The 11,514-nt window shown below is 48.6% G+C and carries 8 protein-coding genes and 1 riboswitch; of the genes, 5 read left to right on the top strand and 3 right to left on the bottom strand.

Annotated features, from left to right (window positions below):
- Positions 1 to 83: 83 nt before the first annotated feature.
- The 3 genes from AB3R30_RS10125 (at position 84) to AB3R30_RS10115 (ending at position 2,587) form a co-directional block, all read left to right on the top strand.
- Entirely contained in the window at positions 84 to 689 is a 606-nt protein-coding gene (locus tag AB3R30_RS10125) for a glutathione S-transferase N-terminal domain-containing protein (protein WP_458649056.1), read from the top strand.
- Between the two features lie 101 nt (positions 690 to 790).
- Positions 791 to 952 (top strand): hypothetical protein, encoded by a 162-nt coding sequence (locus tag AB3R30_RS10120; protein WP_458649055.1) that lies wholly within the window; start codon positions 791 to 793, stop codon positions 950 to 952.
- 255 nt (positions 953 to 1,207) lie between these two features.
- On the top strand, positions 1,208 to 2,587 hold the full coding sequence (locus AB3R30_RS10115) for an oligosaccharide flippase family protein (RefSeq protein ID WP_458649054.1): 1,380 nt from the start codon (positions 1,208 to 1,210) through the stop codon (positions 2,585 to 2,587).
- 181 nt (positions 2,588 to 2,768) lie between these two features.
- Here AB3R30_RS10115 and AB3R30_RS10110 read toward each other — a convergent pair whose 3' ends face one another.
- Complete coding sequence (locus AB3R30_RS10110) at positions 2,769 to 3,464, bottom strand: universal stress protein (protein WP_458649053.1); 696 nt, start codon at positions 3,462 to 3,464, stop codon at positions 2,769 to 2,771.
- Between the two features lie 157 nt (positions 3,465 to 3,621).
- Positions 3,622 to 3,759, bottom strand: a riboswitch (cyclic di-AMP (ydaO/yuaA leader).
- A gap of 310 nt (positions 3,760 to 4,069) precedes the next feature.
- Here AB3R30_RS10110 and AB3R30_RS10105 point away from each other — a divergent pair.
- Both AB3R30_RS10105 and AB3R30_RS10100 read left to right on the top strand, forming a co-directional pair.
- Entirely contained in the window at positions 4,070 to 6,748 is a 2,679-nt protein-coding gene (locus tag AB3R30_RS10105) for a DEAD/DEAH box helicase (protein ID WP_458649052.1), read from the top strand.
- Positions 6,749 to 6,952: 204 nt separating this feature from the next.
- Positions 6,953 to 9,313, top strand: coding sequence for a PAS domain-containing protein (locus AB3R30_RS10100; RefSeq protein ID WP_458649051.1), 2,361 nt, complete (start codon positions 6,953 to 6,955; stop codon positions 9,311 to 9,313).
- 12 nt (positions 9,314 to 9,325) lie between these two features.
- On the opposite strand, the gene AB3R30_RS10095 is transcribed toward AB3R30_RS10100, so the two are convergent.
- Both AB3R30_RS10095 and AB3R30_RS10090 read right to left on the bottom strand, forming a co-directional pair.
- Positions 9,326 to 10,768, bottom strand: coding sequence for a DUF4335 domain-containing protein (locus tag AB3R30_RS10095; RefSeq protein ID WP_458649050.1), 1,443 nt, complete (start codon positions 10,766 to 10,768; stop codon positions 9,326 to 9,328).
- Positions 10,765 to 11,373: a DUF3038 domain-containing protein gene (locus AB3R30_RS10090; RefSeq protein WP_458649049.1), complete on the bottom strand. Its 609-nt coding sequence runs from the start codon at positions 11,371 to 11,373 to the stop codon at positions 10,765 to 10,767. The genes AB3R30_RS10095 and AB3R30_RS10090 overlap by 4 nt, the downstream gene beginning before the upstream one ends.
- Between the last annotated feature and the right edge of the window lie 141 nt (positions 11,374 to 11,514).

The raw sequence follows: 11,514 nt of genomic DNA, 5'->3' as shown, positions 1-11,514 counted from the left end.
TATTGCCATCAGCCAAAGAAGCCTACGATCGCCATTGACTATAATTTGCTGCCTTCGGCTTAACCCGAACTGACGTTAATCTAATGATTGATCTATACACCTTCACCACGCCCAACGGTCGCAAAGCTTCCATCATGCTAGAAGAGGTGGAATTGCCTTACACCGTTCACAAAATTGACATTACCAAAGGTGATCAATTTACGCCGGAGTTTGTGGCAATCAACCCCAACAGCAAAATTCCAGCGATCGCGGATCGCGAAGCAGGCATCACGATATTTGAGTCGGGCGCAATTTTGATTTATCTTGCCGAAAAGACTGGGAAACTAATGCCAACGGAGCCTAAAAAGCGCTATCAGGTGTTGGAATGGCTGATGTTCCAAATGGCAGGCGTGGGTCCCATGTTTGGGCAGTTGAACCACTTCAAAAAGTTTGCACCCGAAAAAATTCCCTACGCGATCGCTCGCTACGAAAAGGAAACTCTGCGGCTTTATAGCGTGTTGGATCAGCAGCTAGCAAGCCACGAATTTATCTGTGAAGACTACTCCATTGTGGATATTGCCACCTTTCCTTGGGTCGCCACCTATGACTTTCAAGGTTTAACCCTAGATAATCATCCCCACTTAAAGCGCTGGTTTGAAGCGATTCAAGCGCGCCCTGCGGTTATAAGAGGAATGGCGGTTCCGGCATAAAGGCGCGATCGCCCATAACCAGTGAATTCAAGCGATCGCGAAGCTGAAGTAACAGAATAAATTGGAATTGATCAGCAGCAATCCTTAGCAATCGGGTTTCAATGTCATCTAGCAAAACCGATCCAGAAACCCTAATCAAGACAGTGGCAGCACTGACTCAAGCCCCTCAGTCAAATGAAATGAATCAAGTGACAGAACAACCGCGAGTCTTTAGAGTTGATGGGTTAAGAAGAGACGCGATCGCACAGGGCACAATCATTTGAAGCCGAATTTGAAGCCGAAGTAAGGAAAATTGCTGATTTGACGTAGTAACTGTGAAAGGTTATGAAAAATGGGCAAACTAAGTGCGGGTTGGTTGATCAATATGGTCATACTGGAGTGATCCCCCCTACTCTGTATCACTGACAGATGGGTTCAAAAGATAGGCTACTGTTGGCTAATAGTCCCCAATCTTATCCCCAATCTTGTCTGCGGGGTGCACCTGTTTGAGAAACACACTAGAAGCTTAGGATTTACTAATGACTGAAGGTTCTGTCGATAAACAGCCAGATGAACTGCTGCTTAAACAGTCCGAGTCCTTAATGAAACGAGTCGTTAAAGGCTCCGTTTGGACTTTGGGGGGATATGCAATTAGTCAAGTTGTTCGGTTAGGAAACAACTTTCTGTTAGCGCGCTTGCTCTTTCCTAAAGCCTTTGGGTTAATGGCGTTGGTTTACACCTTCCTCGTTGCCCTGCAAATGTTTTCAGATATTGGCATCAATCTCAGCATTATTCAAAATAAGCGTGGGGATGATCCTAAATTTCTCAACACTGCTTGGACAATGCAAGTCATTCGTGGCTTGGTTTTGTGGATTTGTGCTTGCCTCATTGCCATGCCAGCCGCTTCGTTTTACAAAGAACCCATGTTGCAATTTTTATTGCCAACCGTTGGATTTACAACCGTGATCGACGGATTGCTTTCAACTAACATGGCGACGGCAAACCGTCAGTTGTCACTGAAACGGCTGACTTTGCTAGATTTAGGCACTCAACTGATCGCTATGTTTGTAACGGTTGCGGGAGCTTGGATAGCGTATACCGCCAAAGCGCCCCAAGAACTGGCAGTGTGGGCATTAGTGTTAGGCACATTCACCAGTTCAATCATTAGAACGAGCTTAAGTCACACGATTATGGAAGGAATCCGCAATCGTTTTGATTGGGAGCAAGAGGCGGTGGGTGAAATTTTTCGCTTTGGTCAATGGATATTCTTTAGCACCGTGCTGACTTTCTTTGCATTACAGGGCAATAACTTAATTGTTCCCGGTTTGCTGGGCGTTGGCTTCTTTGGGGTTTTTACTCAGGCTCAAACCCTATCAAAGGCAGCAAATGAGGTGATCCAGGTTTTAGGACATCGGGTTTTGTTTGCCTCCTATTCTGAGTTGGCACGCGATCGCCCTGAACGGTTGCGTCCTGTTTTACGGCGATCGCGCCTCGCCTTGAACAGCATTAATTTGTTAGCTTGTTTATTTTTTATCTTCTTGGGTAAACCTTTAATCAATTTTTTATATGACAGTCGCTATGCCGATGCGGGCTGGATGCTGCAAATTTTGGCAGTGGGGGCAATGGTGACTGTTCTGGGCTACACCTATATGGATGTGTTAATGGCTCAGGGTCGAACATATTTCATGACAATGCTACTAGGCATCCAAGTTGGCATTCAACTGATGACGGTTTTTGGTGGCTACTATTTTGGCGGCGAATTTGGCGCGATCGTGGGAATCGCGGCAGTGGGTTGGTTTTTATATCCCATTCAGGCATTCGTCTTTGCCCGCTTGCATCTTTGGCAACCAGAGATTGATTTGCCGATTCTTGGCATTGCTTCTGTTATGGCAGCATTGGTGCTGATGCAAGTGATTTGATAAATTTTTCGCTTTCCTGGGCGATCGCCAACCCCGATCGCCCCACAATTAGCTCCTTTACCAACCGGATTTGCTCGACTTGTAATCGCTTCTATTTGAGAAGCGTTGGGATGTAGTTCACTTCCCGCAGGGTGGGCAAATTAATTGCACATCGCGTTATATCTTAATCTTTAGCGATCGCCTACGGAAAAGATGGAATTCCTAGCACTGGGCAGGGAAAGTCCCGTTCAAACTGCCTGACTAGCGGGTGATTAGAAGATTTGCATCCTAAAACTAAAACAGTTGCAGATTCCGCTTGAACCACTTGGCGAAGCTCGTCTGCTAAACTGCCAAACCGCAGATGGGTTTTGAGCGAACCCCGCCACTCATTGGCTAAATGACGCGCTTGCCACAAAATATGATCTGCCTGTTCAAACTGGTGCATTTGCCAATCAAAAGCACTGCACCTATCATCTTGAACCAATGGCAATTCAGCCACTAAGCTAGTCCTTGCTTTATAGATAGGTTGAACCTGAATCGATTCCCCGCAGTCATGCAGGGGCAATGAGTACACCGGATTCTCTGCTGGATCGGGGCGATCGAGTGGATCTAAATAGCAGACGCGATCGCGCCCCGCAGCGTTTCTATCCACCACATAAATGACCTGAACCATTACCGCCTTTTGAGTGGCTAGACGAGTTTGGTGAGCAATCCATAAGGTTAGATCCAGCGCAATTTGACTAGAGGGAGAAGCATCATAACCCACCAGAAGATTAATTTCATTGGAATTTAATAGCGTGTCGTCTGTTCCTGGATGCGGAACCAAAACCATTTGCCTTGCCATTTCAGGACAGCCCAGCGCATTTTCAAGTCGCGCCAGCATTGGAAGAATTTTCACAGTTTTTATCCTCTCACGGTCATTGTGTTTAACGAGAGGTGGGTCACAGCGACAAACAGGTTAAGGCTTCATACTTTGATCAAAATCAAGCATGACAATCCCATACACATACTTGTCAGGAGACACCAATGACCACGACTAGAGAAGCCTTAGCATTGGGCGCTCCTTCCATTGCCGACGGAGTTAGCTGACGGGCTAAGACTGGAAGGTGTCTCTCTTAACAAATCGTAAGATTCGCCCCAAATAAACCGGTTCCTCCGCTCTGATATTTGCACTGGTTCAGCATGATCAAAATCTGCTGTAACGCGGCACTCAGATTAGGCTACCCACTAGATTGACAGGTGAAGTTGATTGAAGATGCTGCTTGCCTGGTAACGTTTAGGAACCATTCCGCTAATTTATGGGAACTTGCTCTATAAAACTGCTACCTTCAAAACAAATCAGCCTTACGATGGATCGAATCCGTAATAATAGAGATACTCCGCTAATATAGCTTGCTGATTTTAAAACAGCTATGTTCCGTTGGAAGGGTTACATTAACCATAAACTATGCAAAACATACGATACAACGATCAATTTCTTGCACAGGGTTGGATATTTTGGGCGTGACTTCCCTTACCGCTTCAGGGCTTGACTTGAGCCAATTGTTTCCGTTTCACCTAGACGAGTTTCAGGAACGGGCGATCGCAGCCTTGGAAGCAGGGCGATCGGTAGTAGTGTGTGCGCCGACGGGTTCCGGCAAAACGCTGATTGGAGAATATGCCATATATCGGGCGATCGCCCGTGGACGGCGAGTTTTTTACACCACGCCCCTCAAAGCCTTATCCAATCAAAAGCTGCGAGATTTTCGCGAAATGTTTGGGTTTGATCAAGTGGGATTGCTCACTGGCGATATTTCCATCAACCGCGACGCGCCTGTGGTGGTGATGACGACTGAGATTTTTCGGAACATGCTCTACGGCACGCCTATTGGAGAAGTCGGCACCTCACTCACGAATGTGGAAGCGGTGGTGCTGGATGAATGCCATTATATGAACGATCGCCAGCGGGGCACCGTTTGGGAAGAATCCATTATCTATTGCCCTCCCGAAATCCAACTCGTTGCTCTCTCTGCCACGGTTGCCAACAGCGATCAACTGACCGATTGGATTCATCAGGTGCATGGACCCACCGAGTTAATCTATTCCGATTTTCGTCCTGTGCCCCTCAGTTTCCACTTTTGTAATCCTAAAGGCTTGTTCCCCCTACTGGACGATAGCCAAAAGCGGATCAATCCCCGGCTGAAGCCCAAGGGCGGCAAAATGGCAGGTCGGATGGGTGGCAGCCAGCGATCGCCCAAACAAGACAGCCCTTCTTTGCCCTATGTGGTGAGCCAATTGCAACAGCGGGATATGTTGCCTGCAATTTATTTCATCTTCAGTCGGCGAAACTGCGACCAGGCGATCGATCAAGTGCGTAACTTTTCGCTGGTCAATCCCGATGAAGCTGCGCGGCTAAAACAACAAATCGATGATTTTTTGGAACGCAACCCTGAAGCCGGACGAGCCGGACAAGTTGAGCCGCTCTATCACGGGATTGCTGCCCACCATGCAGGGGTGTTGCCTGCCTGGAAAGGCTTGGTCGAAGAACTATTTCAGCAAGGGTTGATTAAGGTGGTGTTTGCTACGGAAACCCTCGCAGCCGGAATTAACATGCCCGCTCGAACAACTGTGATTTCCAGCCTTTCCAAGCGGACTGATTTGGGACATCGCTTACTCAATGCGTCCGAGTTTTTGCAAATGGCAGGACGAGCCGGGCGACGCGGCATGGATGTCCAAGGCTATGTTGTGACGGTGCAAACGCAATTTGAAGGCGCACGGGAAGCGTCCTATTTAGCCACAGCGGGAGCCGATCCGCTGGTGAGCCAGTTCACGCCGAGCTATGGCATGGTGCTAAATCTGTTGCAAACTCACAGCTTGGAAGAAGCACAGGAGTTAATCGAGCGCAGTTTTGGGCAATATCTCTCGACACTCTATTTGCGCCCTCAACAGGAGGCGATCGCCCAACTGGATGCCGAACTTGCCCAACTGGATGCCCAGATTGAATCGGTGGATTGGAACCTATTGGGGCAATATGAAAAGTTGCAAGAGCGCCTCAAAGAAGAACGCCGCTTGTTGAAAATTTTGCAGCAGCAGGCAAATGAGGTGCGATCGACCGATATGGGAATGGCGCTGTCTTTCGCCGTTGCCGGAACGATTATTAGCCTGAAAAGCTCCCAAAATGGAATGTTTCACCTCCTGCCTGCCGTTTTAGTGATGAAAATTGCGGGATCAGGGCAGTTTCCTTACCTGGTTTGCCTCGGTAAAGACAATCGTTGGTATATCGCCACCGTGGGCGATGTCGCAGATTTGCGCGGCGAGATTCCTCGGATGATGGGAGTAGATGACTTAGCTCCGCCATCTGACATGTCTCCGAAACCGGGGCAAACTCGTAAAGGCGATGAACAAACCGCAGCGATCGCCCAAAAAATTCCCCCCGCCCCTGAGATAGCAGATCATGCCCCCGAAGTCCACACCCAACAACAGCGGATGCAGAGTGTAGAAGCTGAACTTCACGCCCATCCTGTGCATCAATGGGGCAATCGCGCCACTATCCAAAAGCGCCAAAAACGCATGACCGCGATTCGTGAAGAATTGCGCGATCGCCGAACCAAACTCGATCACCAAGCTCATCGCTACTGGGAAGCCTTCCTCGACCTCATCGACATCCTGCGCGACTTTGGCTGCTTAGATGATCTCATTCCCACCCCTCTAGGACAATCCACCGCTGCCATTCGCGGCGATAACGAACTCTGGCTCGGTTTAGCCTTGACCTCTGGTGAACTCGGAGCGCTCGCCCCCCATCACCTTGCCGCAGCCTGTGCCGCCCTGATTACCGAGATGTCTCGCCCCGACATGTGGACTCACTATCAGATTCCTAGAGAAGTCGAAGAAGCCTTAAATGGACTTCGCACGATTCGGCAGCGCGTGTTTCAACGACAGCGGCGGCTTCAGGTGGTGCTACCCGTGTGGTTAGAATACGAATTTGTTGGCATTGTGGAACAGTGGGCGCTGGGCATTGAGTGGACAGAGATTTGCGCTAACACCAGCCTCGATGAAGGCGACGTAGTACGAATCCTGCGCCGCACGTTAGATTTCCTTTCCCAAATTCCCCATGTGCCCCACTTGCCGAAGGAACTGAAACGCAACGCGGTGAGAGCTATTCAACTGATCGATCGCTTCCCCGTGAGTGGCGCGGTGGAGTAAAGGTGGAGGTGGGTGAAAGAGAGGGGCGATCGCTGCAAGTTTCTCGGTTCAGACGTAAAATGCCTTGAAAGCTAGTTGATCCAATCAATATTTTTCTCTTGTTAACTACTATTTGATGTGGTCTAGCATTGATCGATAGTGGCGGTATCATGCAGGGCATACTGAAAACGCCGATTCGCGATCGCGGAGTTTTTGACAGCAGATATGAAGCAAGCGGCACATCAGGGGATTCATCCAGTATCTTCACCGTCTCACTTACAAGCTTTCTTTGACTGTTCTAGCGAGGTCATCATTGAGCATGACCCAGCACTTCGATGTCTAGCGATTAATCCAGCCGGAGTCGCGCTGTTGCAACTCTCGCCGCAGGATTTTATTGGCAAAACCAGCCAAGAATTTATTGATCATCAGCTAGACCCTTTGCCGCATCGATCGTTCTTTCAAGCGCTATCAGCTTGCCTCGAACAGGTGTTACAAACGGGGGAGCGGGTTCAGTCCCTTCATGAACTAACTGGGAAGCAGGAGACTCGTTTTTATGAGTTTTCCTACACGCCGATTCACGATGACACAGGCATTGTTGCGATCGTCAGCTTAGGACGGGAGGTCACCGCTGCTCAGATACGGCAAAAACAGATTGACCAAGTATTACGCAGGGCGCAAACTCGGCTGTTGTCGTTAATCCGAACAATTAACGCCTGCAATATTGCCCACGAATCGCTACGGCAGCGAGAAGCAGTACTGCAAACCATTTTGGATAATATGCCTCAATACATTTTTTGGAAAGATTCTCAGTCAGTGTATCAGGGCTGTAATCGTCAGTGGGCAGAGTTAGTAGGCATTGCTGAAACTCACGAAATTGTGGGTAAAACAGATTACTCCTTTGCCTGGAGCCGCGAAGATGCTGACAGCTATCGGGCATTTGATCAAGATGTGATCCTCAGCGGAATACCCCACCTGCATGTCTTGACTTCGCGGTTGCACAGGAATGGAGAGCAGCTTTGGTTTAACGGAAACAAAATTCCAATCCAGGGAATCGATGGTGAGGTGATAGGAATTCTTTGTATGTTTGAAAATATCAGCGATCGCCACCGAGCAGACGAACTAAATAAAAGCGCCGAACTGCTGCAACTGGTGTTAGACAATATTCCCCAAGCCTTATTTTGGAAAGATAGAGAGTTAGTCTATCTGGGTTGCAATCGCAACTGGGGCAGGGCGGCAGGTCTTGAAAACCCGCTAGAAGTTGTGGGTAAAACGGATTACGACCTGATTTGGAAAGAAGAAGCTGATCTATATCGCGAACAAGATCGTCAGGTTATGGAAACAGATACGCCGGTTTTGCACCTGATTGAACACCGTCATAATGCTAATGAACAGGAAGCCTGGATTGATGTGAATAAGATCCCGATTCATGATGCTGAAGGTAATGTGATTGGCATCTTGGGCACGATCGAAGATATTACTGAACGCAAACTGGCTGAAATTGCCTTACAAAAATCGGAAGCTCAGCTACGACAGCAAACTGAACAATTGGCGCAAACGCTGCGCGATCTACAACAGGCACAGGCACAGCTTGTTCAAACTGAAAAGATGTCTAGTTTAGGGCAGTTGGTGGCGGGAGTTGCCCATGAAATTAATAATCCAGTCAACTTTATCTATGGAAACGTCAACCATGCCCATGATTACACGCAAGATTTACTCAGCTTGATCGAGCTTTATCAGCAGCATTACCCCAACCCAGTGCCCGCAGTGCAGCAAGAAATTGAGGCGATCGACCTGGATTTTTTGTTGGAAGATTTGCCTAAGAGCCTGTCTTCGATGAAATTGGGGGCTGAACGGATTCAAACGATTGTCTTGGCGCTCCGCAACTTTTCGCGCATGGACGAGGCAGCGGTAAAAGTGGTGGACATTCACGAAGGAATCGATAGTACGCTGATGATTTTGCACAGCCGTCTTAAAGGCAGTCATGCTGCTCCTGAAATCAGCGTCATCAAAGAATATGGCAACCTGCCGAATGTGGAATGCTATGCAGGGCAACTCAATCAGGTGTTTATGAATATTTTGGCGAACGCGATCGATGCCGTAGAAGAAAGTTCTCATCTCTCAAGTTTAAGTTTTCAATTGGCACCATCCACCCAAAACTCAAAAGCGCTAAACGCCGCTGACGCGAACAAAATTCAAGATATCTCCTACGGAGACGCTACGCAAACAAAACTCAAAACTCAAAACTCTCCTGTGATTCGCATCCGCACGGAAGTTACCGACCATCAGCAAGTGCGAATCTGCATTGCTGACAATGGATTGGGCATGACAGAAGAGGTCAGCACTCGACTGTTTGATCCATTTTTTACTACTAAAGCAGTGGGCAAAGGAACCGGACTAGGACTTTCTATTAGCTATCAAATTGTTGTGGAGCGGCACAAAGGCAGCTTGCGGTGTTTTTCAGAGCCAGGGCAAGGCTGCGAATTTTGGATTGAGGTGCCTATCACTCAACCGATATCAGAAGACAGTCAGTCCCTGAATGGGGAGAACCCTATTGCTCCACCATGCGACCTTGCCCCCGAAAACTAACACCCGATTTCTTTAATTCTGCCAACCGCGCCAAGGATTAATTTCTACTGCCCCTTCTGGGGGAGTAAATACTACTTTATAGAGAGCAAGAGGTTCTTGAACTGGTGCAGTATTGCTATCGGTAATCAATTTGCCCAGCTTGCTCAGTGGAGTCTCTTGAGCATAGCGGGCAGCCGCATCGTTTTCGGCGCTGTAGTCAACCACGGTGCCATCTTCTTTAACCCGCACCTTGTAAATGAGGTCTTCGCTAAACTTGGGGGTCGTCGCCCAGCTTTGATTAATTTGGCTCCGTAGTTTTGGCAGAATTGCTTCTAATTTAGCGGATTCTGTGATTTCCGTAATGCCTGTAATGGGTGAGGTCATCGCCTGTTTCCAAGGGGTGACCTCTAAACTGCCGTTGGGTGTGAAGACTACTTTAAACCGGGCAAGGGGATCGGTTGCAGGGCGATCGCCCTGACGAGCCACCAAACCCAGCAAAGGTGTTTTAGCCGCATTATCCAAAGCGGCTGAATTTATTGGCTTGTAGCCCAAAATTTCACCATCCTTGCCCACGCCAACCTGATAAGTTAAGTCTTGAGTAATAGCAGATTTGGTTGTCCACTGTTGCTCAATTTTTCCACGGAGTTGCTTGCTTAGTTGCTCTAAGGTTGCACTATCTGTAAGTTCAGGAGCCGCTACCAATGCTGCTTCCAGCTTTTGCAGATCGATAGCAGGGCTAGGGCTGGGGCTTGAACTGACCGCACTGGCGCTAGGCGATGGAGTAGGCTGCCTCGTGGCAGTGGGCGATGCGGGTGTCGCGGGAGTCAGCGAGTTTGCGGTCTCGCCCGATCGCACGGGGTACAAATCTTTTGGCGGTTCCACTTTAGGGAAGGGCATCAGTGAAAAGGCGAAGGCTGCTGCTGCTAAGCTAGCCACCCCGATCGCCGCTGGCACCACTTGCTTTGTAACAGGTTCAGTTTTAGCAATTTCTTTGCGCGATAGGGGTTTCAGGTTCAGCGATAAATTAGGCAGCGTTTGCGTGTCTGCCAAAAGTTGATCGATCGCTTCAACCAAGTCAAACAATTCGACCGTACTGAGGTCAATCTGGGTTGGGCTAGGCGTGGTGATGTTCGTGCTGCTATCCAATACCACGGGCGATCGCAGGCTAAGGCGATGGGTATTGTCGTTCACCCGTTCAAGCTGCACCAGTCCAGTAGCCGCCTGCTTGGGCACCCTGGTTGCGTGTAACCCACTCAAAAACTCTTGCGCGTATTGACTCACCACCGCAACTAAACTTTCTAAAAATTCCCGTCCTCCAGACCAAGGCTTTTCCAATCGCGCCAACCGACATTCCGCGTTGATCAAAATAGACAGCAACGGACGAAATTCAGTGGAGTTGAGCAACAAATTGTCACTAAAGCCTTCTAGCATCAAGCTACAGTTGGGCAGGCTATATAAACGCTGAATGGTTGTCATGCTACTTCTCCGTCAAACAAGCTGAACCAAAATCGCTGAATTCCATAGGTGCCTGTGCAGAATAAAAGCTCAGACAGGAGGTTGAGAGCAAGCTGATTTAGCTTTTCATCCGAGTAATTATCAGCGACAGCCGCACGGCGGGGATTCATTCGCGATCGAAAATGGGCGCGAAATCGCTCTAGATAGTCATTGAGTCGGAAGTGATGTTCCATGGACAACTGCTTTTCAGTCAATTGATCATGGGCAATGAGTAATTGCCGAATCAACACCGTTAATTGTCGTGCCAGAGAACAGCCTACAATAACCAGCGCTTTAGCTTCCGTTAAGGTTAAGTCTCGGCGTTGGTTATGACGGCGTAACGGATTGGTGTTCCGTAAGCGCCAAAGCACGACCCGATCCTTAATAATTTCGTCCAGTTCTAGCTCTTTTGAAGTCTGCAAAATGGCTTCTGAACCATCAAGCTCTAAGGCTTCGATCGCGAGTAGCAACAGATCGATTTCTATCCGGGCACGCCGAGGACAGGTTTGATCGGGAATTGGAGGATCGGGCAAACTACCCAAGATAACGGGTGCGGAAGACTGGACGAGTGGACTATTCAACTGCATCACGCTCACAAAAGACGTTGTTTCTTACTAGCTAGCACAAACTGGATATAACAAGGCGCTCAGTCGCATTCTATCGAAATCAGTGCATTTTCAGGATAATTCTACTCTCGCGGTTGATGACAAGATCATTCAGGATGACTT

The sequence above is a fragment of the Sivoneniella epilithica UHCC 1019 genome (assembly GCF_040830845.1).
In the GTDB taxonomy this organism is placed as follows: Bacteria; Cyanobacteriota; Cyanobacteriia; order Leptolyngbyales; family Leptolyngbyaceae; genus ULC077BIN1.
This window is presented reverse-complemented; position numbering and strand designations above follow the sequence as displayed.

What these genes read in the sequence shown, in the direction of transcription:
- AB3R30_RS10125 (WP_458649056.1), top strand. Translation starts at nt 84, where the DNA reads ATGATTGATCTATACACCTTCACCACGCCCAACGGTCGCAAAGCTTCC.
- AB3R30_RS10120 (WP_458649055.1), top strand. Translation starts at nt 791, where the DNA reads ATGTCATCTAGCAAAACCGATCCAGAAACCCTAATCAAGACAGTGGCA.
- AB3R30_RS10115 (WP_458649054.1), top strand. Translation starts at nt 1,208, where the DNA reads ATGACTGAAGGTTCTGTCGATAAACAGCCAGATGAACTGCTGCTTAAA.
- AB3R30_RS10100 (WP_458649051.1), top strand. Translation starts at nt 6,953, where the DNA reads ATGAAGCAAGCGGCACATCAGGGGATTCATCCAGTATCTTCACCGTCT.
- AB3R30_RS10095 (WP_458649050.1), bottom strand. Translation starts at nt 10,768, where the DNA reads ATGACAACCATTCAGCGTTTATATAGCCTGCCCAACTGTAGCTTGATG.
- AB3R30_RS10090 (WP_458649049.1), bottom strand. Translation starts at nt 11,373, where the DNA reads ATGCAGTTGAATAGTCCACTCGTCCAGTCTTCCGCACCCGTTATCTTG.